19 protein-coding genes are annotated in these 25,101 nt (G+C 61.7%); 9 read left to right on the forward strand and 10 right to left on the reverse strand.

Annotated elements, in window-relative coordinates:
- Positions 1–202: 202 nt before the first annotated feature.
- The 5 genes from PMI26_RS08120 to PMI26_RS08100 form a co-directional block, all read right to left on the reverse strand.
- Positions 203–1,789 (reverse strand): class I adenylate-forming enzyme family protein, encoded by a 1,587-nt coding sequence (locus PMI26_RS08120; protein WP_007977265.1) that lies wholly within the window; start codon positions 1,787–1,789, stop codon positions 203–205.
- A gap of 37 nt (positions 1,790–1,826) precedes the next feature.
- On the reverse strand, positions 1,827–2,603 hold the full coding sequence (locus PMI26_RS08115; RefSeq protein WP_007977266.1) for an SDR family NAD(P)-dependent oxidoreductase: 777 nt from the start codon (positions 2,601–2,603) through the stop codon (positions 1,827–1,829).
- Between the two features lie 72 nt (positions 2,604–2,675).
- Positions 2,676–3,833 carry an acyl-CoA dehydrogenase family protein gene (locus tag PMI26_RS08110; RefSeq protein ID WP_007977267.1) on the reverse strand — a complete coding sequence of 386 codons (1,158 nt, stop codon included), beginning with the start codon at positions 3,831–3,833 and terminating at the stop codon, positions 2,676–2,678.
- A gap of 11 nt (positions 3,834–3,844) precedes the next feature.
- On the reverse strand, positions 3,845–5,092 hold the full coding sequence (locus PMI26_RS08105; protein ID WP_007977268.1) for a thiolase family protein: 1,248 nt from the start codon (positions 5,090–5,092) through the stop codon (positions 3,845–3,847).
- A 30-nt stretch (positions 5,093–5,122) separates the two neighbouring features.
- Complete coding sequence (locus PMI26_RS08100) at positions 5,123–5,908, reverse strand: enoyl-CoA hydratase/isomerase family protein (protein WP_007977269.1); 786 nt, start codon at positions 5,906–5,908, stop codon at positions 5,123–5,125.
- A gap of 313 nt (positions 5,909–6,221) precedes the next feature.
- Between PMI26_RS08100 and PMI26_RS08095 the strand changes: the two genes are divergently transcribed.
- The 4 genes from PMI26_RS08095 to PMI26_RS08080 all read left to right on the forward strand — a co-directional run bounded on the left by PMI26_RS08095 (position 6,222) and on the right by PMI26_RS08080 (position 12,184).
- Entirely contained in the window at positions 6,222–8,273 is a 2,052-nt protein-coding gene (locus PMI26_RS08095; RefSeq protein WP_007977270.1) for an alkyl/aryl-sulfatase, read from the forward strand.
- Between the two features lie 10 nt (positions 8,274–8,283).
- Complete coding sequence (locus PMI26_RS08090; protein WP_007977271.1) at positions 8,284–9,747, forward strand: coniferyl aldehyde dehydrogenase; 1,464 nt, start codon at positions 8,284–8,286, stop codon at positions 9,745–9,747.
- Positions 9,748–9,856: 109 nt separating this feature from the next.
- Positions 9,857–11,629, forward strand: coding sequence for an arylsulfatase (locus tag PMI26_RS08085; protein ID WP_007977272.1), 1,773 nt, complete (start codon positions 9,857–9,859; stop codon positions 11,627–11,629).
- A 3-nt stretch (positions 11,630–11,632) separates the two neighbouring features.
- Positions 11,633–12,184, forward strand: a complete 552-nt coding sequence (locus tag PMI26_RS08080) for a DUF2889 domain-containing protein (RefSeq protein ID WP_007977273.1) — start codon at positions 11,633–11,635, stop codon at positions 12,182–12,184.
- A gap of 173 nt (positions 12,185–12,357) precedes the next feature.
- On the opposite strand, the gene PMI26_RS08075 is transcribed toward PMI26_RS08080, so the two are convergent.
- The 3 genes from PMI26_RS08075 to PMI26_RS08065 form a co-directional block, all read right to left on the reverse strand.
- Complete coding sequence (locus PMI26_RS08075; RefSeq protein ID WP_007977274.1) at positions 12,358–13,485, reverse strand: CaiB/BaiF CoA transferase family protein; 1,128 nt, start codon at positions 13,483–13,485, stop codon at positions 12,358–12,360.
- A gap of 123 nt (positions 13,486–13,608) precedes the next feature.
- The gene (locus PMI26_RS08070; protein WP_007977275.1) at positions 13,609–13,968 is read right to left on the reverse strand and encodes a hypothetical protein; all 360 of its coding nucleotides are present in this window, start codon (positions 13,966–13,968) and stop codon (positions 13,609–13,611) included.
- The gene (locus tag PMI26_RS08065) at positions 13,937–15,598 is read right to left on the reverse strand and encodes a GMC family oxidoreductase (RefSeq protein WP_007977276.1); all 1,662 of its coding nucleotides are present in this window, start codon (positions 15,596–15,598) and stop codon (positions 13,937–13,939) included. Before PMI26_RS08065 ends, PMI26_RS08070 begins: the two co-directional genes overlap by 32 nt.
- A gap of 211 nt (positions 15,599–15,809) precedes the next feature.
- On the opposite strand from PMI26_RS08065, the gene PMI26_RS08060 reads away from it, so the two are divergent.
- Complete coding sequence (locus PMI26_RS08060) at positions 15,810–16,859, forward strand: AraC family transcriptional regulator (RefSeq protein ID WP_007977277.1); 1,050 nt, start codon at positions 15,810–15,812, stop codon at positions 16,857–16,859.
- Positions 16,860–16,929: 70 nt separating this feature from the next.
- Here the strand turns inward: PMI26_RS08060 and PMI26_RS08055 are convergent, their stop codons facing one another.
- A complete protein-coding gene (locus PMI26_RS08055) occupies positions 16,930–17,373 on the reverse strand; it encodes an REP-associated tyrosine transposase (protein WP_007977278.1) in 444 nt (147 codons plus the stop codon).
- A gap of 389 nt (positions 17,374–17,762) precedes the next feature.
- Here PMI26_RS08055 and PMI26_RS08050 point away from each other — a divergent pair, with 389 nt between their 5' ends.
- The 4 genes from PMI26_RS08050 (at position 17,763) to PMI26_RS08035 (ending at position 24,663) form a co-directional block, all read left to right on the forward strand.
- Entirely contained in the window at positions 17,763–19,592 is a 1,830-nt protein-coding gene (locus PMI26_RS08050) for a DUF1302 domain-containing protein (protein ID WP_007977279.1), read from the forward strand.
- A 31-nt stretch (positions 19,593–19,623) separates the two neighbouring features.
- The gene (locus PMI26_RS08045) at positions 19,624–20,988 is read left to right on the forward strand and encodes a DUF1329 domain-containing protein (protein ID WP_007977280.1); all 1,365 of its coding nucleotides are present in this window, start codon (positions 19,624–19,626) and stop codon (positions 20,986–20,988) included.
- 126 nt (positions 20,989–21,114) lie between these two features.
- On the forward strand, positions 21,115–22,191 hold the full coding sequence (locus tag PMI26_RS08040; RefSeq protein ID WP_007977281.1) for a WD40/YVTN/BNR-like repeat-containing protein: 1,077 nt from the start codon (positions 21,115–21,117) through the stop codon (positions 22,189–22,191).
- A gap of 27 nt (positions 22,192–22,218) precedes the next feature.
- Positions 22,219–24,663 (forward strand): efflux RND transporter permease subunit, encoded by a 2,445-nt coding sequence (locus PMI26_RS08035; protein ID WP_033048107.1) that lies wholly within the window; start codon positions 22,219–22,221, stop codon positions 24,661–24,663.
- Positions 24,664–24,772: 109 nt separating this feature from the next.
- Here the strand turns inward: PMI26_RS08035 and PMI26_RS08030 are convergent.
- Positions 24,773–25,101 (reverse strand): AMP-binding enzyme (locus PMI26_RS08030; protein ID WP_007977284.1); only part of this gene is annotated, 329 nt, incomplete at its 5' end.

Below are 25,101 nucleotides of genomic sequence, written 5' to 3' on the forward strand. Positions count from 1 at the left end.
GCCTGCGGCAGCTCCTACAGGCTGCGAACTTTTGATCTCAAGCGATTCCGAAACTGCAAAAGATCGCAGGCCGCGCCAGCGCCCACAAGGTATCGGGTGTTTCTGTAGGAGCTGCCGAAGGCTGCGATCTTTTGATTTTAAGCCATTTCGAAACCGCAAAAGATCGCAGGCTTCGCCAGCTCCTACAGTGGCCGTGTGCATTTCAACTGATTTTGCGTGAAGCTCCCTGCCAGTATTTTTCGCGAACCTGTCGGCGCAATACCTTGCCCACCACGGAAGTGGGCAGTTCATCCACGAACACCAGCGATTTCGGCGCTTTGTAGCCACCCAATCGAGCGCGCGTCTGTGCGATCAACTCTTCAGGCGTGACCGTTTGCCCCTGACGCAGGATTACTTCGGCATGCACCGCTTCACCCCATTCCGGGTGCGGGATGCCGACCACGGCTGCCATCAGCACCGACGGATGCGCCGCCAGCGCGGCCTCGACTTCCACCGCATAGACGTTGAAACCGCCGCTGATGATCATGTCCTTGAGCCGGTCGACGATGTACAGGTAGCCGTCAGCATCGATGTAACCGAGGTCGCCGGACTTCCAGGCACCGTCGTCAAATTCCGCGGCCGTTGCTTCCGGGTTTTCGTAGTAACCCTTGATGATGGCTTTGCAGCGGATGCGGATTTCACCGGTTGCGCCAATCGGCAACGGCAGGCCATCCGCATCGGTGATGAACACCTCAACACCGGGAGTAGGCCGACCAGCCGATGACAGATGTCGCAGGGCGGCGGCATTGCCGGGTTGATGCGCAGCCTTGTCCAGCACGGCGATCATCATCGGCGACTCGGTGGCGGCGTAGCCCTGGACAAAAATCTGCCCGAAGCATTCCACCAACTCGCCAAGCTTGTCCGGGCTCATGGGCGCGGCGCCGTAGATCAGCGTGGTCAGCGAAGAGAAATCCTTCGGATTGGCGCGCTGCATTTCCAGCAAGCGATACAGCACGGTCGGCACCAGGAACGAGTGGGTGACGCGTTCGCTTTCGACAATCTGCCGCCAGTTTTCCATGTCCAGCTGATTCAGGGTGATGTTGGTGCCACCGCCGTAAACCGTGGGAAAGAACAACATGATCGTGCCGTGGGACAACGGTGAAACGTGCAGCAACCGTGTTTGGTCGGACAAGCCAAGATCCGTGTTGATGAACGCCGCGTCGCGGCAGGCCATCCAGTTGTCGATCGAGTACATCGCACACTTGCCTTTGCCGGTGGTGCCACCGGTGAAACGCAACATGCAGATGTGCTGGTCGCTGTCGAGGCTCAGGTCGTAGTCGAGGTCCGATGCCGCTTCCACCAACGGCCAGAAGCTGAACACGCCGGGGAGGGCGGCTTGCTCAGGCGTCGGCGGGTCCATCACCACGATCTCGCAATCGCGGCTGCGCAGCGTGCTGTAGTAGCTGTCCAGCAAGCGGGTTTCGATAAACACCACCCGCGGCCGGACCAGGTCGATCTGCCGCGCGTGCTCGTCGAGCGGGTCGCGCAGGTTGGTCATGACCACCGTGCCTTCCTGCTTGAAGGTACTGGGAAACATCATCAGGCTGAGGTTGTCGTTTTCCAGGATCAGCATGAAGCGCTCGCCCGCACGCACTTGCAGCCTGGAGCGCAGGACGTCGGCGATACGGTTGGTCAGCAGGTGGTACTGCTCGTAGGTGAAACGTCGGTTGCGCTCGACGTTGACGATCGCCTCCCGGTCGCGATGACGCAGCGCGAGCAAGCGCATGATTCGGCTGAAATTCATTTTCATGGTGGATTGCTCCAGTGGCTCAGGAAGACCGCAACGCTTAGCGGGCGCGCATGCGCGACGCGGCATCGAGACGGATGGTCTCGCCGTTGACGTAGGCGTTCTCGATCAGGAAGGCGCAGCAATGCGCAAATTCACGCATGTCACCCAGGCGCTTGGGCGACTCCATCTGTTCTTTCAGCGAGCTGAGCACCTTCTCGTCGAGGCCGGCGACCATGCTGGTCAGGAACAGGCCCGGTGCAATGGCGTTGACCCGCACGCCAATGGCGCCCAGTTCACGAGCGGCGGGCATGTTCATGCCGATCACACCGGCCTTGGTCGCGGCATACGCGCACTGGCCGACCTGGCCTTCATAGGCGGCCCCCGACGACACGTTGATCACCACACCGCGCTCTTCGCCGGCTTCGGCTTCGTTGTTGGCCATGTGCTCGGCGCACTTGGACATCACGTTGAACACGCCATTGAGGTTGATCGCCGTGGCCAGGGCGAATTTCGCCAGCGGCGCCGCCTTGCCTTCCTTGCCCAGCACCTTGAAACCGTTCGGTACGGCGGCGCCGTTGATGCACACATGGATGGCGCCGAATTTGCCGACTACGGCGTTGACCGCGTTCTGCACCGAGGTCTCATCGCTGACATCGGTCTGCACGAACATGGCGCGGTCGGCGCCAATCTCGGCCACAGCCTGTTCGCCGGCTTCGATGTTCAGGTCGAAGATCGCCACGCGGGCGGCTTTTTCACCGGCCATGTAATGCGCGGTGGCCAGGCCCAGGCCCGAAGCGCCGCCGGTGATCACGATGACTTTGTCTTGAATGCGCATGAAGGTGTCCTTGTTCGCTGCCCGGCTCGAAGGAGCCGGGTTGTTATTGTTGGAAATGGAACGGGCGGCTGATCAGAACGCGTTGACCCCGGTCAGGGCGCGGCCAATGATCAGTTGCTGGATCTGCGAAGTGCCTTCGGGAATCGGCACGACGATGGCTTCACGGGCGAGTTTTTCCACCAGGAAGTCGGTGGTGACGCCGGCGCCGCCGTGGATCTGCACGGCCTGGCGGGCGATGGTCACGGCGGCTTCGCAGGCGAAATACTTGGCCATGGCCGCTTCCATTTCCGCCGGGATGCCGGCGCCGATCATCTCGGCGGCACGGTAGGTCAGCAGGCGGGCGGCATCGACGTTGGTCGCCATTTCCGCAAGCATCGCCGAGATCAACTGGTGGCCGGCGATCACTTTGCCGTGCTGCTTGCGCTCCTTGGCGTAACGCACGGCTTCTTCCAGCGCGCGACGACCGATGCCCAGGCCTTGAGCGGCGACGAACACCCGCGAGCGCTCAAAGAACGACAGGGTATTTTTCAGCGCTTCGCCTTCCTTGCCGATGATGTTGCTGGCCGGAACCCGTACGTCGTTGAGGAAAATCTGCGCGGTGGACTGGCTGTTCCAGGCGATCTTGTGGATGTCTTGCACTTCGTACGGATGTTCTTTGCGATCCAGCAGGAAGTGGGTCAGGCCCTTGCGCGGGTCATCGCCGGTGCGGCAGGTGCAGATCAGGAAGTCGGAGTAGGAGCCGTTGCTGATCCAGGTCTTTTCACCGTTGATGATGAAGTCGTCACCGTCGCGGCGGGCGCGGGTCTTGATCTCCAGCACATTGGAACCGACGTCCGGTTCCGAAATGCCGACGCTGACGAACAGCTCACCGCTGATCAGCCCCGGCAAGTAACGTTCGCGCAGGTGATCCGGGGCGAGTTTCTCCAGCATCTGCGCGCCGAAGGAATTGATGACCACGGGCGTCGACAGGTCCACCGAACAGGCGGCGACTTCTTCGAAGAGCATGATCAGGGTTGGCCAGTCCAGGCCCAGACCGCCGTGTTCTTCACTGACGGCGCCGCTGATCATGCCGAACTCGGTGAGCTGGCGCATGATCTCGGACATCTTTTCCCGAGGAATGAATTTGTCGCGGTATTCCTTGTTGAACACCGGATCGATCTTGTCGGCCAGGAAGCGCCGGAAACTCTCGACGGCTTCGAGTTGTTCCGGGGTGCGCATGACGTGTCCCATGGGGGCTCTCCTTAAATGTTGTTATTGGCGAGAATATTGACGGCGACCACGGCTTCTTCGATGCCGAACAGTCCGCCGCCGTTTTCCTGGATGGCGATGCGCGCACCTTCGACCTGGCGCTTGCCGGCTTCACCGCGCAGTTGCGTGACCAGTTCGTGGATCTGCCCCAGACCGGTGGCACCAATCGGGTGGCCCTTGGATTCGAGGCCACCGGACGGGTTGATCGGCATCCGGCCGCCGACGGTGAAATCACCGCGTTCAGCGGCCGGGCCACCCTGGCCGAACGGCACCAGCATCAGCGATTCGGCGTTGAGGATTTCGCCGATGGCCGAGGCGTCATGCACTTCCGCAACGCTGACGTCGCCAGGGCTGACGCCGGCCTGGTCGTAGGCTTTTTTCGCCGCCAGGTGGGCGATGATTTTTTCCGGTTCATCCAGGCCACGATTACTGCCGGTCTGCACCACGCTGGCGAGTACGCGAACGGCGCGCTCGCCGGCATGCTTCAAGCGCTTCAGGCCCTCGGCGTTGCACAGCAGGACAGCCGCGGCGCCGTCGCTGATCGGCGAGCACATCAGCGTGGTCAGCGGATAGCAGATCGCAGGTGAAGCCAGCACTTCGTCGATGCTGAAGGCTTGCTGGAACTGCGAGAGCGGGTTGTGCACCGAGTGCTGGTGGTTCTTTGCGGCCACTGCGGCGATCTGCCGTTGGGTGGTGCCGTAACGCAGCATGTGATTGCGCGCGATGGCGGCATACACATCCATGAACACGCTGTAGGGGCGTTCGGACACGGTGCCCGGTGGCGGCACGATGCCTTCGCCCATGGCGAGCAAGGTGTGCTTGTTCTGCTCGACCGTGGACACGTCCCAGCCGCCGTCGAACACGGCGAACATCTTGGCTTTGTCCGGGATGTTCATTTTCTCGGCACCGACCGCCAGGGCGATGTCGCATTGACCGGCGCGCAATGCCAGCGTGGCCAGGTTGAACGCCGACGAGCCGGAGGCACAGGCGTTTTCGACCGAGAACACCGGCACGCCTTCGATGCCGATGCGGCGCATGGCGATCGGGCCGGGAATGCCGGTCTGGCCCTGCAACAGGCCGTTGGTCATGGTGCTGTAGTACACCGAGCCGACGTCGGCGCTGCTGGCGCCGGCATCATTCAACGCCAGGCCCACGGCTTCGTCGACCATGTCGTAGACGCTGCGCTCCAGCAAGCGGCCAAACGGCGTCATGCCGACGCCCACTACGTAGATATCGTTCATTGTCTGATCCTGAAAATGGCAGGGAACGGCCTAGCGGCCCTTGAAGTTCGGTGCGCGTTTTTCACCGAAGGCCTGCAGGCCTTCCTGGAAGTCGGCGGTGCGCAGGTGCTGGCGCAACATCACTTGCTCATGCAGCAAGGCGTCGTCACGGGACTTGTCAGCCGACGTGCGCGCGACTTCTTTCATGCGGCGCAGGGCAATCGGGCTCTTCCTGGCGATCTGGTTGGCCAGGCTGAGGGTGGCGTCGGCCAGTTGTTCATCGGCGTGGACTTCGCAGACCAGGCCATAGCCTTTCATTTCCGTGGCCGAGAGCGATTTGCCGGTCAGCAGCAGGTACATCGCCACGTTCAATGGAATCAGGCGTGGCAACACCGCTGCACCGCCGGCACCGGGGTAGACGCCGAAGTTGGCGTGGGCATCGGCGAGGGTGGCGGTTTGCGCGGCGACCACGATGTCGGCGCACATGGCCAGTTCCAGGCCCCCGGCCATGGTCACGCCGTTGAGCGCGGCGATCACCGGTTTGGGGAAGTTGCGCAACTGACCGAAGACCTGATTGGCGCGGTCGAGGAAGTCGGCTTCGCCGGCGGGCAGGCAGGCGCCGGCCAACACTTCTTTCAAATCGGCACCGGCGCAGAAGGCCGGACCGCTCCCCGTGAGGATGACCACCCGAAGCTCTTCGTTGCGCGCGATGTCATTCAGGCAACGCTCGAGTTCGGCCAGTGTCGCCAGGTTCAGCGCGTTCATGGCCCGTGGCCGATTCAGCGTCAGGCGCGCCACCGGGCCGACGATTTCATACAGCAAGACATCTTCACTCATGACAACACCCTTTTATTGTTGGTCGCGCATTTGGCGTAGTTGATGGGCCGATAGTAGGAATGCGCACGGTGCGGTCGCAGGTCATTGCAACGAAAGCGCTTGTCCCCCGGGAATGCCCCAAACACCACAAATCCCCGTGTAGGAGCTGCCGAAGGCTGCGATCTTTTGATCTTGAAAGATCGCAGCCTTCGGCAGCTCCTACAGGGGCACGCCTGTGAAGACAGATGAATTGATCGAGAAGACCGGCAGGTCAGGCGCACTTGCTTGCACCATCGAAACGGTATTCGAACAACAATTACAGAGAGACCGTGCGATGAAGAAAATCCGCGTAGTGCTGACGGTGTCAGTGTTGGCCGCCAGCATTGTCGGGGCGCTGCAATGGTCGCGGGGGCAAACCGGCGTTCACTTGCCAGCGGTTGAAAACAGCGCAGGGCAGGGAGGCCAGAAAGCCGCGACGGCGGCGACCATCGCCGTCAATGCAACCACAGCGCACACCATGCCCGCCGTCGATCCGCAGGTGGAAGCCGACATCCAGCGTGGCTTCATTGCCAGCCTGCCGGACGCCGAAACCACCGCGGCCGATGGGCACGTGGTGTACAGCCTCAAAGGCTACGAATTTCTCGACAGCCCGGATGCGCCGGCGACGGTCAATCCGAGCCTCTGGCAGCAAGCCCGCAAAAGCATGGCCAACGGGCTGTTCAAGGTCACCGACGGTTTCTATCAGGTGCGCGGTCTTGACCTGACCAACATGACCATCATCGAAGGCAAGACCGGCCTGATCATCATCGACTGCAACCTGGCCACCGAAGTGGCGCACGCGTCATTGGAGCTGTATTACCAGCATCGGCCGCGCAAACCGGTGGTGGCGGTGTTCTACAACCACAGCCATGTCGATCATTTCGCGGGGATTCGCGGCATCGTCGACGAAGAAGATGTGAAGTCGGGCAAGGTGCAGATCATTGCCCCGGCAGGCTTCATGGAAACCTCGGTGGCCGAGAACGTGATGGCCGGCAACGCCATGAGCCGCCGCGCCGAGTACCAGTTCGGCACCACGTTGCCGCGCAGCGCCCAGGGCCAGATCGACCTCGGCGGCGCCAAGGCGTTGTCCAACGGCACCATCACGATGATCCCGCCGACCCTGGAACTCAGCCAGCCGGTGCAAACGCTGACCATCGACGGCGTCGAGATCGTCAACATGCTCGCCCCCGGCACCGAAGCGCCCGCCGAATTCATTCACTACTTCCCGCAGTTCAAGGTGATCGATACCGGTGAACTGGCACTGCCGACCCAGCATCAGTTGCTGACGTTACGCGGCGCGACCATCCGTGATGGCCTGGCCTGGTCGAAATACCTCAATCAATCCCTGCACCAGTTTGCGCCCGGGGCCGACATCCTGGTGGGGCAGCATGGCTGGCCGGTGTTTGGCCACGAGCGCGTGGTCAACTATTTGTCCAAGCAACGGGACATGTACAAGTGGCTGCACGACCAGTCCCTGCGCTTGATCAACAAGGGTTACAAACCGGTGGAGATTGCCGAGTACATGCGCGATCACGTCCCGGCGAGCCTGGCCAGTGAAACCTTCACCCATGGTTTCTACGGGTCGGTGCAGCGCAACGCCAAGGCGGTGTATCAGCAATATATGGGTTGGTATGACGCCAACCCGGCCAATCTGGACGCGTTGTCCGACGGTGATTACGGCAAGAAATTCGTCGAGTATGGCGGCGGCGCCGACGCCGTGCTGGCCCGTGCGCGCAGCGATTTTGCCAACGGTCAGTACCGCTGGGTGGCGCAGGCCATGAGTCATTTGACCTATGCCGAACCCGCCAACAGCGCAGCCCGAGAGCTGGCGGCCGATGCCCTCGAGCAACTGGGTTACCAGGCCGAGTCGGCGGTCGAGCGCAACAGCTATCTGGCGGCGGCCATGGAGCACCGCAGCGGCGGCAAGAAACTCGCTTCGCCGCTGCGCACAGCCAGCCCCGACATGCTTCGGGCGCTGACCATCGAGAACATTTTCGATTACCTGGGCGTTCGCCTGAAGGCCCCGGATGTTGAGGGCAAACACATCGTCCTCAACTGGAACTTCACCGACATCGGCACCTCGGGCAAGCGTTACATGCTCAATCTGGAGAACTCGGCGTTGACCTATATCGCCGATTACAACGCCGAGCAGGCCGATGCCACCTTGACCCTGACGCGCGAGACGCTCAACGCCATCCTGGCGGAGAAAGTGTCGCCGATCGAAGCGGTGTTCAAAGGCGACCTGAAGATCGATGGCAGCAAACTGGCGGTCTATGACGTGCTCGGTTCGCTGGACAAATTCTCACCGGACTTTGAGCTGGTCGGGCCCAATGCGCCGGCACGATAGGAGCCGCACCATGTACCCTGCGATGGACGATATCGACACTTGTGCCGCCACGCCCGCCAACGCTGCGATCGACGGGGTCCGCGCGGTCCTGGCCCGACAACAGGCGGCGTCCCGGGTCGAGGGGCCGCCATCGGCCGAGCTGCGGATCGAGCGCATCAACCGGGTCATCAACCTGTTGGTCAATCATCAACAGCGGTTGTGCGAGGCGCTGGCCCGGGACTTCACCTGGCGCAGCCATGATCAATCGCTGATGGCCGATGTGCTGTTGCCGATCCGCGGCCTCAAGTATGCCCGTGACCAGGTTCGCCGCTGGATGCGACCAGAGCGTCGCAAAGCGGAGCTGGGAGGCGGCTGGCTGGGCGCGAAGGCGGAAATCCACTATCAGCCACTGGGGACCATCGGCATCATTTCGCCGTGGAATTTCCCGATTGCCATCGCGCTGGGGCCGCTGGCCGAAGCACTGGCGGCCGGGAACCGCGCAATCATCCTGTTCTCCGACCAGTCACCGACAACGGCGGCTTTACTGATCGAGCTGCTGGCCGAGCAGTTCGATGACAGCGAAGTGGCAGGCTTCATCGGCGGCGCTGAACTGGGCGCGGCATTTTCCGCCATGCCGCTGGATCATCTGGTGTTCACCGGCAGCCCACGGGTCGGGCGTTTGGTGATGCGCGCTGCGGCGCAAAACCTGACGCCGCTGACCCTTGAACTGGGCGGAAAGTCGCCGACCGTCATTGGCCGCGGCGCCGACCTGGAAAACGCCGCCAGACGCATCTGGGGCGGGAAGGGGGTCAGCAGTGGACAGGCCTGTATCGCACCCGACTATGTGTTTGTGCACGAGGATGACTGTGAGCGCCTGTTGAGCTGTATGCAGGTCGAACTGCGGCGCATGTTCCCGACGCTGCTGGACAATCCCGACTACACGGCCATGGCGACGCCGGGGCAATACCGGCGGATGCAGGCCTGCCTGCAAGACGCCCGTGAACATTGCGTGCGGATGATCGAGGTCAACCCGGCCAATGAGGACTTGAGTGCTTCGCGCAAGGTCGCACCGACCCTGCTGGTTGATCCGCCGGACTCGACACTGGCGATGCAAGAAGAAGTCTTCGGTCCGCTGCTGCCGATTCGCGGCTATCGCCACATCGACGAGGTGCTCGACTACATCAACGGGCATCCGCGACCCCTGGCGCTGTATTACTTCGGCAACGACCACGCTGAAGCCCGGCATGTGCTGGAGCGCACCCAGTCGGGCGGCGCTTGCATCAATGAAGTCATGCAGCACCTGTTCCAGACCGATTTGCCCTTTGGTGGCTGTGGTCACTCGGGGTTTGGCCGGTATCGCGGCGGGTATGGCTTCAAGGCGTTCAGCCTGGAGCGTGCGGTGTTCACGCCGCCGCGTTGGGATGTCATGGGGGTGCTGCGGCCGCCTTATGGCAAGGTGTTTCGCCGGGGCATCGGTGCTCTGTTGAAACCTTGAAAATCAAAAGATCGCAGCTTGCGGCAGCTCCTACATTGAAATGCAATCCCCTGTAGGAGCTGCCGCAGGCTGCGATCTTTTGATCTTAACCGCCCAAAGGACCCCGTGAATGATCCCGTTGAAACCTCTTGTCCTGGCGATGGGTTGTCTCGCCTTCGGCACCCAAACTTTTGCCACCCCCAAACGCCCGAACATCGTGGTCCTGGTGGCCGACGATTGGGGCTACAGCGATGTCGGCGCCTTCGGCAGCGAAATCGCCACGCCGAACATCGACACCCTGGCCCGTGAAGGCGTGCGCTTTTCCGACTTCCATGTCACGGCCTCGTGTTCGCCGACGCGCTCGATGCTGCTGACCGGCGTCGATAACCACCGCAACGGCGTTGGCAACATGCCGGAGACCATGCCCGACGAACACCTGGGCAAACCCGGCTACAGCGGCGTGCTCAACGACAACGCCATCACCGTCGCCAGCCTGCTCAAGGACAGCGGTTACAACACCTACATCACCGGCAAATGGCATCTGGGCAAGACCCCGGACACCTTGCCCGACAAACGCGGTTTCGAGCGCTCGTTCATCCAGGCCGACAGCGGTTCGGACAACTGGGAAGAGCGGCCCTACGCGCCGCTGTACGACAAGGCGGCCTGGTTCGAAAACGGCCGGCCGGCGCACCTGCCGAAGGACTATTACTCCTCGACCTTTATCGTCGACAAGGCCATGGACTACATCGCCGCCGATCGACAGGGCGGCAAACCGTTTTTCGCCTATCTGGGGTTTCAGGCCAATCACGTTCCCGTCCAGGCCCCCAAGGACATGATCGACAAGTACCGGGGCCGTTATGACCAGGGCTGGACCGCCTTGCGCCAGGCCCGGCGTGACCGTGCGGTGGAACTGGGTCTGATTCCCGCCGGTGCGGGACTGCAGACCATGGCCAGCACCGCCGACTGGAATGCCCTGGACGCGCATGAAAAACGCTATGAAGCGCGGCGCATGGAGGTCTATGCCGCCATGGCGGAAACCATGGACCAGCAAATCGGCCGTTTCATCGAGCACCTGAAAGCCAGCGGCGAGTACGACAACACGGTGTTCGTGTTCCTCTCCGATAACGGCAGTGAGCCGACCGATCCGTACGCCATTCCGGCGATCCGCTTGTGGCTGGAAATGAACTACACCCGTGAGTTCGATCGCCTGGGCAGCAATGGTGCGTTCACCAGCATCGGTCCGAGTTGGGCCAGCGCGGCTGCATCGCCGTTCAGCGGCTACAAGTTCTTTGCCGGCGAGGGCGGTTTGCGCACGCCGATGATCGTCTCCGGCGTGCCCGGTATCCAGGCCAACCACATCGCCAAATCCTTCACCCACGTCACCGACATCGTTCCGACCTTGCTGGAAGTGGCCGGCGTGCCGGCGCATCACGGCCAATACCAGGGGCGAGCCGTGGAACCCCTGATCGGCAGCAGCCTGGTGCCGGTGCTGCAAGGCACGGCCGAACGCGTGCATCCGCAGGATCAGGCCATCGGCTATGAACTGTCCGGCAGCGCGGCCCTGTTCAAGGGTGACTACAAACTGGTCAAGAGCCTGAAGCCGGTGGGCAACGAACAATGGCATCTCTACAACATCGTCACCGATCCCGGTGAAACGATCGACTTGCAGGCGCAGATGCCGGAGCGCTTCCAGAACATGCAGGCTGACTATGCCGAGTACGCCCGCGCCAACGGTGTATTGCCGATGCCGGTCGGTTATGACTACATGCACCAGGGGCAGATGTACGCGCTCAAACATGTGGTCATTCCCAAGCTCAAGGCCGTGGCGCCGCCGCTTGTGGCGGTGATCTTGTTGCTGGTGGGTGTGCTGGTCTGGCGCCGGCGTCGCAAGCAGGGTGTCTGAGTGATGATCGACGAAGTTGACGAGTGGGGGCGCCGGTTGATCCACCGGCGCAAGGTCGAGTGCCAGGGTTTTCTACGGGCCGACGGGCTGTGGGACATCGAAGGTCGATTGAACGACAGCAAGACCCATCCCGTGACCCTCGCTGAAGGGCGGACGGTGGCGGCGGGGCAGACGTATCACGGCATGTTCATGCGCCTGACCCTGGACGATGACTTGGTTGTGCGCGAGGTGCACGTGGCCATGCCCGATGTGCCCACCAGCCAATGCCGTGGCGCGATGCCAGGCTATGAAAAGCTGCTCGGCGAACGCATTGGCACCGGGTTTTCGCGACGGATCAAAGCGCTGTTTGGCGGGGTCGGCGGTTGCGTGCACTTGACCGAGTTGCTCCTGCCGATTGCCACGACGGCGTTTCAGACCATTCCCATGGCCCGGGCGATGGTTGCGCCGCGTACGGCGGCAGACGCAGAGGCTTACCGCAACGCTACCGGCCGATTGATCAACACCTGTCACGCCTTGCGCGAGGACAGCCCCGTTGCCATATTCCTGAAAACCTAACCAAATCCCCGTGTAGGAGCTGCCGCAGGCTGCGATCTTTTGATCTTGTTTTTAAAGCAAAATCAAAAGATCGCAGCCTTCGGCAGCTCCTACAGGGTCCGTGGCCATCAGGTAAAGGGTCCGAGGTGATCAGGCATAGGGGCCGTGGCGATCAGGTACAGGGACCGTGGTGATCAGGCGGTGATCAGGTGTTCAACCTGTGCATCGCTCAAGCCTGCTTTGCGCAAGATCAACGCGGTGTGTTCGCCACGCTTGGGAACCGAACCGGCCGAGGAGGGCGTCGTCGAAAAGCGTGGCGCCGGTGCAGCCTGCAACACGCCGTCCTGGCGCGAGTACACACCGCGCTCGGCCATGTGCGGATGGCTCAGCGCTTCGGCTGGCGTCAGCACCGGGGCGAAGCAGGCGTCGCTGCCCTCGAGCAGATCTACCCAGTGCTGGCGTGGCTGGCTGGCAAACACGGCGGCCAGGCGCTCACGCAAGGCGCCCCACAATCGTGGATCGTAGGGGTTCTTGAAATCCACGTCATCGCCCAGGCCAAGCTTGTTGAACAACAGAGCGTTGAACTGCGGTTCAAGGGCCTGCACGCTGACGAACAGGCCATCGGCACAGGCGTATGTGCGTGCCCAGTGCGCACCATCGAGCAGCCCGCAACCGCGTTCCAGTGGCTGTTGGCCGGCAGAGTGTGCGGACAGCAGCAGGTTCATCAGATTGGCGCTGCCATCGACAATCGCCGCGTCCACCACCTGACCGACACCATTGGTCCCGGCATTGATGATGCCGGCGAGGATGCCCATCGCCAGGTACAGCGCGCCGCCGCCCAAGTCGCCCACCAGGGTAGGGGGCGCCATCGGCGGTTGACCGGCTTCACCGCTGAACCACAGGGCGCCAGACAGCGCGATGTAATTGAGGTCGTGCCCGGCGGCCTGGGCCAATGGACCCTGCTGGCCCCAGCCCGTCATGCGTCCGTAGACCAGACGTGGATTGCGCGCCAGGCACTGGTCAGGGCCCAGGCCCAAGCGTTCCATTACGCCCGGGCGCATGCCTTCGATCAAGGCGTCGGCGCCTTCGATCAAGCGCAATACCGCTTCGACGGCCGCCGGATCCTTCAGGTCCAGGGCGATCGACTGTTTGCCGCGATTGACGATGGCGTGCTTGCCCAGGTCCAGCATGTCAGCGCCTTTGGTGCCGGCGCGTTCCACCAGAATCACTTCGGCCCCCATGTCGGCCAGCAACATGCCGCAAAACGGTCCCGGGCCGATACCGGCGATTTCGACGATACGAACGCCGTCCAATACTCCCATGCGAGTACTCCTTTGGATTGACTTTGATTTAGGGGGAGGATCAAAAGATCGCAGCCTTCGGCAGCTCCTACAGGTGTACTCCGATCCCCTGTAGGAGCTGCCGCAGGCTGCGATCTTTTGACTTTAACGACGCAACAACAACGCGCTCATCACGACGTGAAAAACCACGGCGGGCCACAACAACAACCCACTGCTGACAAACACCCCGACATACGCCAGGTACAACGCAACGACCCCGTTGTAGAGCAGCATCGAGCGAACCGCGCCAATGCCGACCGGCCGAGGCCAACAGGCAATACCGAGCGCGATCAGGGCCAGGCCGAAGAACCGTGCAAACAGATGGGTGTCCTCGGTGCCGACAATCCCTAACAACAGCTGGCTGACCAGACCGGGAGTGAGCACAAAGGCCAGCCCCGTGGCGATTTCCACCACGGCGCAAACCGTCAGCAACTTATGCGGGGTGATTGAGCGTGCCGGATGCATGATCGTCCTCCAATGACACAGCGGCGCGGGCTGCGCGATCCTCGCGGATGAAGTCGGCGGCTTTTTCGCCGATCATCACGGTGGCGGCTGTGGTGCTACACCCAATGATAGTCGGCATGATCGAGGCATCGACCACCCGCAGGCCCTGCAGACCGTAGACTTTCAATCGAGCGTCGACCACCGCCATGCCATCGCTGCCCATTTTGCACGTGCCCACCGGGTGATAGAGGGTGTCGGAGCGGTCGCGCAGGACTTGTTCGATTTCAGCGTCGGTGGTCATCGGCGCGCCAAGCACGTCTTGAGGATCGAAGGCCTTGAAGGCTGCTGTCCCCATGACTTTTTCAATAACCCGATAGCCCTGGATCAGGGTTTTGATGTCGTCTGGATGGGTCAGGAAGGCCGGGTCGATCAGCGGCGGTACCATCGGGTCGGTACTTGCCAGTTTCAGTTGCCCCCTGCTTTTCGGGTGCAACAGGCAGGCATGCACACTGAGGCCGTGTCCGCGATACAGCGTGCGGCCATGGTCGGCAAACATGGCGACGGTCAGGGCCAGTTCGATATCGGCCTGAGGCAACGCCGCAGAGGTTTTGACGAACGCGCAGGCCTCGGCAAAGTTGGTCGTCAGGGGGCCAGAGCGTTTGCGCCAGTAGCGGAATGCGGCTTTGGTCACGTCCCAGATGCCCGCCAGCGACAGGCCGATCAAGTGGCGCGATTTGACGCGGTAGGAGTGCACGTAATCGATGTGATCCACCAGGTTCTGGCCCACGCCTGGCAGCTCGTGAACCACGGGGATATCGAGTTTCAGCAAGTCGTTGGTCGGGCCAACTCCGGACAGCAGCAACAGCTGTGGGGAGTTGAACGCGCCGGAACTCAGGATCAGCTCATGGCGCGTGCGCAGGGAACGCTTTACGCCGTTTTGCACGAATTCAATGCCGACGGCGCGCTTGCCGTCGAAAATGATTCCCGTGGCGTGGGCGTGGGTTTCGATGCGCAGGTTCGTCCGGTGGCGGTTAGGCGTCAGGTAGGCTTTGGCCGCGCTGCAACGCTGCCCGTCCTTTTGCATCACTTGAACGCGGCCGAAACCTTCCATGTTCGCGCCGTTCTGGTCCGGGCACGCGGGATAGCCAGCCTGCACACCGGCCTCGACGAAGGTTTCGCCGAACGGGTTGGGCGAGGCGTGGAAGCGCACGTTGAGCGGGCCGTTCTGCCCGTGCAGGGCGTCCTTGAAGTGTTCGTTATGCTCGGCGCGCTTGAAGAACGGCAGCACCTCCTGGTAACTCCAGCCGGGGTTACCCAGCGCCGCCCAGCGATCGAAATCTTCGGGGTGGCCGCGGTGATACGCCATGGCGTTGATCGAAGAGCTGCCGCCCAGGGTCTTGCCCCGTGGCTGATACCCGATACGGCCGTTCAAGCCCGGTTGCGGCACGGTCTGATACTGCCAGTTGTTGATCGAGGTCGGCACCATCGCCGCGACACCGGCCGGCATGTGCACCAGCGGGTTGGTGTCGGGGCCGCCGGCCTCAAGCAGGCACACCGAAACAGTCGGGTCCTCTGATAACCGACTGGCGACTACACAGCCTGCTGCACCCGCGCCGACTACGATGTAATCGAATTCTGTGTTCAGGTTCATGCTGATTCTTCTCTTTATTCGAGGCATAACTTGAGCGCATTGTGGGCACCTGGCCGGTTCGTCACTGGTCAATTGAATGAATTCGCAGGTCAGCGGGGCAGGTGACTATCGCGCCAAGCATCGGAACATCGAGGCCAGGTCCCTGATGGATCATTGACCGATGCATGATCGGGGGCGAGTATCGGCGTTCGCATACCCATAAGGCAGGCACATGTCAGGTTCGAAAACGCAGGCGCCAGGCGACGAAATCTCGTTGTTCGAAGAGGCGTTACAGCCCACCACCATCAGCAGTTATACCGTGGCTATCGCGCAGGCACTGGAGGCCAGTGGCGTGGACAGCAAACGGATTTTTGCCGCCATGGGCATCCCACTGGGCGTTGCTACCGATCCGATGACCCGCTTGCCGGCGGCAACGATGACGCGTCTGTATCAAGCCTGCGTAGACGTGACCCACAACCCGTATTTCGGGTTGACCGTGGCCAGGCATATTCATCTGACGCACTTGCATGCCTTGGGGTATTCGCTGGCGGCCAGTGGCACGCTGATGGACTTCTGCCGACGGCTGGAGCGCTACTTCCGCCTGGTGTCCCAGGTCGCCAAGGCCAGTCTCAGTCAGGACGACTCGCACGTCCTGATGCGCTTCGATCACCTGCTGGAACTCAGCGGTGAGACAGAAGATGCGTTTTTCGGCTTTCTGATTCGAACCATGCGCCTGCTCTACAAGCAGGATTTCAAGCCGGTACGCGTGGAGTTGTGCCGGCCGATGCCCCACGAGGGGGCCGCGCCCTATGAAACCTTGTTCAGGTCACCGGTGTTGTTCGGTCAGGCCTCAGGCCTGCTGGTGTTCGACAAGGCTGAGGTGATGCAGGTGCTCAGCGGTTCCTGCCCGGAACTGGCGCAGGTCAACGACAACATCATCATCAGTTATCTGGCGCGTCTGGATAAAAGCGATGTGATCACGGGTGTGACCCAGAAGATCATCGAGTTCCTTCCGGACGGCGACTGCACGCGGGACAAAGTCGCCAGCGCCTTGTGCATGAGCCCGACCAAGCTGCAATTGAAACTGTCCCAACGCGGCACCCATTTCCAACAACTGCTCGATGACACCCGCAAGGAGCTGGCCTGCAGCTACCTGAGCCAGGCTTCGCGGCCGGTCACGGAGATCACCTTTTTGCTGGGCTTCAGCGACACCAGCAACTTCACCCGCGCGTTCAAACGCTGGACCGGGTTGTCACCGACGGATTTTCGGCAGCAGGGGTGAGGGTCAAGATCAAAAGATCGCAGCCTTCTGTAGGAGCTGCCGAAGGCTGCGATCTTTTGACTTTGCTTTTCTAAACCCAAATGGCATCCCACAACGGGTAATCGCCAACGCGCGTGACCAACCCCGCACGTATCGGATTCATGACAATGTAGCGCGCGGCGTCCTTCAGGTCCTCGTCCCGGCGCAATGCCCGATCGTAATACCCTCGCTGCCATAACCGGCCTCGTTCAATCGAGCGACTGCTCCGGGATTTGATACGGCACATCAGCTCGGCCAACGAACCACGTTGCAGCTCGACCAGCCAATGCAGGTGATCGGGCATGATCACCCAAGCCATCGAAGTGACCATTGCTGCTTCTTCTGCACTACGCAATTGTTCGACCAGAAGCCGTCCCACCCGCCAATCGGCAAAGACCGGTTGTCGCTGACAGGTGACAGCCGTCAGCAAATAAATACGACCCGACTCACAAACCCGACCCTTACGCAGATGACATCCGTTTGCAGCGACAGGCATTCCATTGCCCTCCCAAAAATAGCTATCGGAGGAAAGTTAGTCGGTAGTTCGCACATCTGACTACCAAATCGTTTTCGACGTATTTCGAGAATTCACACAATCCCTGTAGGAGCTGCCGAAGGCTGCGATCTTTTGATCTTAAAGAAAAGATCAAAAGATCGCAGCCTTCGGCAGCTCCTACGGGATCGGGGGGATGTTATACGGGCACTTTGTCGCCCCCACGTTGTGTTGACCGATGATTTGGCCCAATTGACCGGCGACCCACCCACCCCTCGCGATACAACAGACTCGACCGATTCGGCTCGCCATCCCTGGAGCAGGGCGCACCGCCGTTTCGGCATTTTCTTGAATGACTTTTCTTGAACCCACAGAGAAGGCGAGCACGCTAGATGAATAACAACAATAAGATCGGCCACCCAAATCTGCGGCGCGGGCTGCTGGCATCGGCGGTTCTCGCCGGGTTGGGTATGACGCCTGTGCAGGCGTTCGAGTTTGATACGGGGAACGAGGACGTTTCGGTTCGTTTCGACAACACCGTGAAGTTCAACTACGCCCAGAGGGTCGAAGCCGCGAACAGCAAGCTGGCCAACGCCTGGAACAACAACGACGGCAACCGCAACTTTTCTTCCGGCAGCCCGGTCGCTCAGCGCCTCGATGTGCTGTCGGAACTGGACGTGGTGTACAAGAAACAGATGGGCTTTCGGATCAGCGCCAACAGTTGGTACGACCATGCCTACGACAATGTCGGCAGTGACAACGCGGCCACCAATCAACTCAACAACGGCCGGCCGGACTCGCGCCACCTGAGCGGTTACGCCGACCGTTATTACAACGGACCGTCCTCGGAAATCCTCGACGCCTTCGTTTTCGGCAGCACCGAGATCGGCGACGAATCGCTGTTGAGCGGCAAGGCGGGCAAGCACACCCTGTATTGGGGCGAAAGCGTGCTGGCCTTCGCCCACGGCAACAGCTACGGCCAGTCGGGTCTGGACTTGTCCAAGGCGCTTGCCGTGCCGGGCACCGAAGCCAAAGAGCTGTTCATTCCGCGCAACCAGTTGTCCACCAGTTTTACGGTCAACCCGGAGCTGACCCTGGCGGCCCAATACTTCCTGGACTGGGACGCTGCACGGCTGCCGGAGTCCGGCACCTATCTGGGTTTCAACGACGGTATCCAGAGCGGCGGCCACAACCTGTCGCTGATCGCCGCAAAGAACCCTCTGTTCGGGACACCGGGTCCCTTGGGCGCCAATCAGTTCCTGCGCCTGACCAATGGCCACACCCACACCCCTGACCACAGCGGCGACTTCGGCCTGATGGCCAAGTGGAGTCCGGCGTGGCTCGACGGCACGATGGGTGTCTATTACCGCAAGACGTCGGACATCCTGCCCAACCTGGTGCTGCAACCGGGGGCGGTCGGCCCGGCTCAGCTGATTTCGGGCAACGTCGGCAGCTACAACCAGTTCTACGTCGACGACATCGACGTCTACGGCTTCAGCCTGTCGAAAAACGTCGCGGGTGTGAGCGTCGGCTTCGACCTCAACTATCGCCACAACATGCCGCTGTCGAGCGTTCCGGCCACCGTCAACCCGACCTTGGGCGCGGCGCAGGCGCCGGGTTTCATCAGCAGCTTCGACGGCGAAAACGGCGTGGCACGCGGCAACACCGTGCACGCGGTGCTCAACGGCCTGACCACGTTCGGCGATACCCCGCTGTGGGATTCCTCTTCGTTGCTGGTCGAACTCGGCTATAGCCGCTGGCTGGACGTGACCGAGAACAAACAACTGTTCAAAGGCGAGGACTGGTATCACGGCGTCGACAAGGTCTCCAAGGACAACTACATCCTCGGCATGAACTTCAACCCTACCTGGTATCAGGTATTCCCCGGCATCGATATGTCCATGCCGGTCAGCTACAACGTCGGCCTCGCGGGCCAGTCCTCCGTGCAACTGGGCGGCAACAAAGGCACCGGCAGCTACTCGGTCGGCGTCGGCATGGATGTGCGCAGCCAGTACCGCTTTGACCTCAAGTACGTCGATAACTTCGGCGATTTCGATACCTGTGGCTCTGCCGGCAGCGCCGGGGCACAGGGCGATGGTGCCGCACCCGGCGCCAACGGCCAATACAACTGCGTTCCCGGCCAGACCACTGCGTTTGCCGGTACCGTGGCCCAGCTCAAGGATCGCGGCATGGTCACTTTCACTTTCAAAACCACCCTCTGATCCTTGAGTTGTGAGTCAACAGGAGACACCCATGAATTTCGTCAAATCAGTATTGGCCACCGCCCTCGCGCTGGCCGTCGCAGGTTCCGCCCACGCGGCGGTCAGCGCCGACCAGGCCGCGAAGCTCGGCACCAGCCTGACCTCGGTCGGCGCGGACAAAATCGCCAACGCCGATGGCAGCATTCCGGCATACACCGGTGGCCTGACCACGATTCCGGCCGATTTCAAAACCGGTGATTCGTTTCGTCCCGACCCGTTCGGCAGTGAGAAACCGCGCCTGGTGATTACCGGCAAGAACCTCGCCGAGCAAAAAGACAAACTCACCGCGACGGCCCAGGCTTTGCTCACGCGCTACCCGAGCTATCGCCTCGACGTGTACCCGACTCACCGTAGCGTCACGCTGCCTGACGCCGTGCTGAAGAACACCGCGAAAAACGCCGTGACCGCCAAGACCACCAATGGTGGCCTGTCGCTGGAAAACGTCCTGCCCGGCGTGCCGTTCCCGATGCCGGCTGACGGTAACGAAGCGATGTGGAACCACTTGTTGCGCTATCAAGGCGTGGCCATGACCAACAAGTACGACTCGTGGAACGTCGACTCCTCCGGCACCGCGTCCCTGAGCTCCACGGGCGTGTTCAACATCGAATACCCGCTCTACGCGCCGAACCGGTCCGCGGGGCCTGTCAGTGCCGATGAAACCTTCTACAAGATCAAGCTGACGTACACCGGCCCGGCCCGCCGCGCCGGGGAAGCGCTGTTGCTCATGGACTCGGTCAACCCGATGCAACAACCGCGTCGCGCCTGGCAATACCTGCCGGGGCAACGTCGGGTGAAACTGGCGCCGGACCTGGCCTACGACACGCCGAACCCCGGCACTGTCGGCGCGGCGACCTACGATGACGCGTTCCTGTTCAACGGCGCGATGGACCGCTACGACTTCAAGCTGGTCGGCAAGAAAGAACTCTATGTGCCGTACAACACCTACAAGCTGAGCTATCACAAAGATGCGGCCGATGTGATGAAGGCCAATCATGTGAACCCGGACTTGCTGCGCTGGGAGCTGCACCGGGTGTGGGTGGTCGAAGCCACGCTCAAGCCGGGCAAGCGCCACATCTACAGCAAACGCACCTTCTACCTCGACGAAGACAGCTGGATCGCTTTGGCGTCCGACGAGTACGACGCCCGTGGCCAGCTCTATCGCGGCGGCTTCTCGCACCTGACCTACAGCTACGACGTGCAGGCCCCGGACACCATTAACCACATGCTCTACGACCTGGTTTCCGGTGCCTATAACGTCAACGGTTTCTACGGTCCTTACGGTGGCCTGAAGTACATCGATCCACTGTCCAAGGCCCAGTGGTCCGCCGAGTCGCTGGCCGGCACCGGTATCCGCTAACCCCACAACCCCCGTAGGAGCTGCCGCAGGCTGCGATCTTTTGATGTTGTTTTTGAAGAGCAAAGTCAAAAGATCGCAGCCTGCGGCAGCTCCTACAGGGCTGTGGGTGCATCCGAGATAACAATAATGACAATGATCAAATGGTTCCTTCTCGCCGCCTTGTCGGCGGCCATGGCCGTTCCGTTCACCCGCCCGGTGATCGCCAGTGAATTTGCCGATGTGCTGGAAACGCCAGCGCTGCGCAGCGAGTTGGCGGCGGGTTCCATGGTGACGGGGTTGGCCCGCGCCGGTGAGCGACTGGTCGCCGTGGGCCAGCGCGGGCACATTCTGTATTCCGATGACGCCGGCCAGCATTGGCAGCAGGCCCAGGTGCCGGTCAGTTGCGATCTACTGGCCGTGCACTTTCCCACGCCGCAACTCGGCTGGGCCGTGGGGCACGATGGCGTGGTCCTGCACAGCAGCGATGGCGGGGAAACCTGGCGCCGGCAACTGGACGGGCGCCAGGTCGGCCCGATCATGCTCGCGTATTACCAGCGGCAACTTGACGGCCATCCGGATGACGCGGACCTGCAAACACGGGTCGCTGACGCGCAACGCATGGTCGAGGAGGGCGCCGACAAACCCTTCCTGGATGTCTGGTTTGAAAACGAGCGAGTCGGCTACATCGTCGGCGCGTTCAACCTGATTTTCCGTACCGACGACGGTGGCCTGCGCTGGACGCCGTTGCTGGAGCGCACCGACAACCCGGGAGCGCTGAACCTATACGCGGTGCGTCCGGTCGGTGATGAGTTGTTCATCGTCGGCGAACAAGGCCTGGTCATGAAGCTGGATCGCGCAAGCGGTCTTTTCGAGGCGCTGTCGACGCCGTACAACGGCAGCTTCTTCGGCGTCACCGGTAAACCCGGTGTCGCGCTGGTGTTCGGCCTGCGCGGCAACGTCTTTCGCAGCACCGATGACGGGGCGAGCTGGAACAGGATCGACCTCGGCCTGCCGCTGAGCATCACCGCCAGCAGCGTTACCGCCGATGGCCGCATCCTGCTGGTCAGCCAGGCCGGCCACGTCCTGGTCAGCAGCGACGACGGTGCCAGTTTTCAATTGCAGCCCAACACCACACTGGCCCCGGTCGCCGCCGCCCAAGTGGCCAGCGGCGGTGCCCTGGTGCTCGCCGGCACCCGAGGCCTGCGCCAGTTGCCCCTCGAATAAGCCCGGCATTACAAAGAGAACAACATGATGGGTCATTACGAACTCGAAACAATGCCGGTGGTCCGCGAGCTCAAGGGCTTCGATGCCCGCTCCGGTAACGCCCTGGAACGGCTGATCTTCAACAACCGCCTGTGGGTGGTGCTGGCCTGCGTGCTGGTGACGGTTGCGCTGAGCTATTTCGCGACCACGCGGCTGACGCTCAATGCCAGCTTCGAAAAGATGATCCCGCAGAGCCAGCCCTTCATCAAAAACTACCTGGAAAACCGCCAGGCCCTGCGCGGTCTGGGCAATGCGTCACGGGTGGTGGTGGAGAGCAGCAACGGCGATATTTTCGACCCGCACTATCTGGACGCGTTGAAGGAAATCAACGACGAACTGTTCGTCACACCCGGCGTCGACCGGGCGTGGATGAAGTCGCTGTGGACCCCGGCGGTGCGCTGGACCGAAGTCACCGAGGCCGGCTTCCAGGGTGGCACGGTGATGCCCGACTCCTACGACGGTTCGGCGCAGAGCGTGCAGCAACTGCGCCAGAACATAGCCCGTTCGGGGATCGTCGGCAGCCTGATCGGCAACAACTTCAAGTCGAGCATGATCTTCGTACCGCTGCTGGAGAAAGACCCGGTCAGCGGGCAGGCCATCGACTACCACCAGTTCTCGAAAACCCTTGAAGAGAAGCTGCGCGACAAGTACGAGTTCGAAGGCAGCGTGCGCGTGGCGGGCGAGGAGGGCAAAGGCCCGCTGAAGATCCGCGTGATCGGTTTCGCCAAACTGGTCGGCGACCTGCTCGATGGACTCATGCAGGTCATGCTGTACTTCGGCGCCGCCGCGCTGATCGCCACCGCCATCATCTTCTACTTCACCCGCTGTGTGCGCAGCACGGCACTGGTGATTCTGTGCTCGGTGATCGCCGTCGTCTGGCAATTGGGGCTGGTCGCACTGTTCGGCTTTGCCCTGGACCCGTTTTCGATCCTGGTGCCGTTCCTGGTGTTCGCCATCGGCGTGTCCCACGGCGCGCAGAAGATGAACGGGATCATGCAGGATGTCGGGCGCGGCACTCACCAATGGGTGGCCGCGCGTTATACCTTCCGCCGCTTGTTCCTTGCCGGGCTTACCGCTTTGCTGGCGGATGCCGTGGGCTTTGCGGTGTTGATGCTAATCGACATTCCCGTGATCCAGGACCTGGCGATCACCGCCAGCATTGGTGTCGCGGTGCTGATCTTCACCAACCTGGTGCTGCTGCCGGTGTTGCTGTCTTACTGGGGCGTCAGTCGCAAGGCCGCCGAACGCAGCTTGCGCGCCGAGAATAAAGAGCAGCGCGGCAAAGGCATGGGCGCGCTGTGGAGTTTTCTCGACAGGTTCACCGAACGTCGCTGGGCCACCGTTGCCGTGACCATCGCGGGCCTGTTGGCCGTGGGCGGGATTGTCGTCAGCCATCATTTGAAAATCGGCGATCTAGATCCCGGTGCGCCAGAACTGCGCGCCGACTCGCGCTACAACCGCGACAACGCCTACATCACCGCCAACTATTCGCTGTCCAGCGACCAGTTCGCGATCATGCTCAAGACGCCTGGCGAAGGCTGCCTGAAGTACGAAAGCCTGGTGGAAGCCGATCGGCTGGGCTGGTTGTTGCAGCAGCAACCCGGGGTGCAAACCACCGTGTCGCTGGTCAATGCCGTACGGCAGATCACTGCGGGTTCCTACGAGGGCAACCCCAAGTGGCAGACCATCGCCCGCAACCAGAACGTGCTGAACTACGGCGCGCAGCAGGCCTCGGTCAGCAGTCCGGACCTGTTCAACAACGATTGCTCGATGATGCCGATCGTGGCGTATCTTTCGGACCACAAGGCCGAGACCCTCGACCGTGTGGTGCAAGTGGCGCAGACCTTTGCCCGCGAGCACAGCAACGGCGAGCGCCAGTTCATGCTCGCCGCCGGCAGTGCCGGGATCGAAGCGGCGACCAACATCGTCGTGCGCGAGGCCAACCGGACCATGTTGTTGTACGTGTACGGCGCGGTCATCGTGCTGTGCTTCATCACCTTCCGCAGCTGGCGCGCGGTGGTGGTGGCCGTGGTGCCGTTGATGCTCACGTCGATTCTTTGCGAGGCGCTGATGGTCTGGCTCGGCATGGGGGTGAAAGTGGCCACGCTGCCGGTGATCGCACTCGGCGTAGGGATTGGCGTGGACTACGCGCTGTACCTGCTCAGTGTGCAACTGGCGCAGCAACGTGCCGGGTTGTCGCTGACCGACGCCTACCGCAATGCCGTGGCGTTCACCGGTAAAGTGGTGGCGCTGGTCGGCATAACCCTGGCCGCCGGCGTGATCACCTGGGCCTGGTCGCCGATCAAGTTTCAGGCCGACATGGGCATCCTGCTGACGTTCATGTTCATCTGGAACATGGTCGGGGCGTTGATCCTTATTCCTGCGCTTTCGCATTTTCTCTTGAAAAACGTGAAAACCAGTAACCGGACTTAGCGCAGTCCCTGTAGGAGCTGCCGAAGGCTGCGATCTTTTGACTTTTACCCACAAAAAACCCCCGCCAGGCGCAATGCCGGGCGGGGCTTTGGATGACGCCGAACGCTACTTAAGCAACATTCATCGTCTTGTGCGTATCAATCAAATGCTGCACCACACTCGGATCTGCCAGGGTGGAGATATCGCCCAAGCCATCGTATTCCGACGCCGCAATCTTGCGCAGAATCCGCCGCATGATCTTGCCCGAACGAGTCTTCGGCAGCCCCGGCGCCCACTGGATCACATCCGGCGAAGCAATCGGCCCGATCTCCTTGCGCACCCAGTTTTTCAGTTCCAGGCGCAGCTGCTCGTTCGGCTCCTCGCCATTTTTCAGGGTGACGTAGACATAAATGCCCTGCCCCTTGATGTCGTGCGGCACACCGACCACCGCCGCCTCGG

Source organism: Pseudomonas sp. GM33, assembly GCF_000282295.1.
In the GTDB taxonomy this organism is placed as follows: domain Bacteria; phylum Pseudomonadota; class Gammaproteobacteria; order Pseudomonadales; family Pseudomonadaceae; genus Aquipseudomonas; species Aquipseudomonas laurylsulfatiphila.

What these genes read in the sequence shown, in the direction of transcription:
- PMI26_RS08120 (WP_007977265.1), bottom strand. Translation starts at nt 1,789, where the DNA reads ATGAAAATGAATTTCAGCCGAATCATGCGCTTGCTCGCGCTGCGTCAT.
- PMI26_RS08115 (WP_007977266.1), bottom strand. Translation starts at nt 2,603, where the DNA reads ATGCGCATTCAAGACAAAGTCATCGTGATCACCGGCGGCGCTTCGGGC.
- PMI26_RS08110 (WP_007977267.1), bottom strand. Translation starts at nt 3,833, where the DNA reads ATGGGACACGTCATGCGCACCCCGGAACAACTCGAAGCCGTCGAGAGT.
- PMI26_RS08105 (WP_007977268.1), bottom strand. Translation starts at nt 5,092, where the DNA reads ATGAACGATATCTACGTAGTGGGCGTCGGCATGACGCCGTTTGGCCGC.
- PMI26_RS08100 (WP_007977269.1), bottom strand. Translation starts at nt 5,908, where the DNA reads ATGAGTGAAGATGTCTTGCTGTATGAAATCGTCGGCCCGGTGGCGCGC.
- PMI26_RS08095 (WP_007977270.1), top strand. Translation starts at nt 6,222, where the DNA reads ATGAAGAAAATCCGCGTAGTGCTGACGGTGTCAGTGTTGGCCGCCAGC.
- PMI26_RS08090 (WP_007977271.1), top strand. Translation starts at nt 8,284, where the DNA reads ATGTACCCTGCGATGGACGATATCGACACTTGTGCCGCCACGCCCGCC.
- PMI26_RS08085 (WP_007977272.1), top strand. Translation starts at nt 9,857, where the DNA reads ATGATCCCGTTGAAACCTCTTGTCCTGGCGATGGGTTGTCTCGCCTTC.
- PMI26_RS08080 (WP_007977273.1), top strand. Translation starts at nt 11,633, where the DNA reads ATGATCGACGAAGTTGACGAGTGGGGGCGCCGGTTGATCCACCGGCGC.
- PMI26_RS08075 (WP_007977274.1), bottom strand. Translation starts at nt 13,485, where the DNA reads ATGGGAGTATTGGACGGCGTTCGTATCGTCGAAATCGCCGGTATCGGC.
- PMI26_RS08070 (WP_007977275.1), bottom strand. Translation starts at nt 13,968, where the DNA reads ATGCATCCGGCACGCTCAATCACCCCGCATAAGTTGCTGACGGTTTGC.
- PMI26_RS08065 (WP_007977276.1), bottom strand. Translation starts at nt 15,598, where the DNA reads ATGAACCTGAACACAGAATTCGATTACATCGTAGTCGGCGCGGGTGCA.
- PMI26_RS08060 (WP_007977277.1), top strand. Translation starts at nt 15,810, where the DNA reads ATGTCAGGTTCGAAAACGCAGGCGCCAGGCGACGAAATCTCGTTGTTC.
- PMI26_RS08055 (WP_007977278.1), bottom strand. Translation starts at nt 17,373, where the DNA reads ATGCCTGTCGCTGCAAACGGATGTCATCTGCGTAAGGGTCGGGTTTGT.
- PMI26_RS08050 (WP_007977279.1), top strand. Translation starts at nt 17,763, where the DNA reads ATGAATAACAACAATAAGATCGGCCACCCAAATCTGCGGCGCGGGCTG.
- PMI26_RS08045 (WP_007977280.1), top strand. Translation starts at nt 19,624, where the DNA reads ATGAATTTCGTCAAATCAGTATTGGCCACCGCCCTCGCGCTGGCCGTC.
- PMI26_RS08040 (WP_007977281.1), top strand. Translation starts at nt 21,115, where the DNA reads ATGACAATGATCAAATGGTTCCTTCTCGCCGCCTTGTCGGCGGCCATG.
- PMI26_RS08035 (WP_033048107.1), top strand. Translation starts at nt 22,219, where the DNA reads ATGGGTCATTACGAACTCGAAACAATGCCGGTGGTCCGCGAGCTCAAG.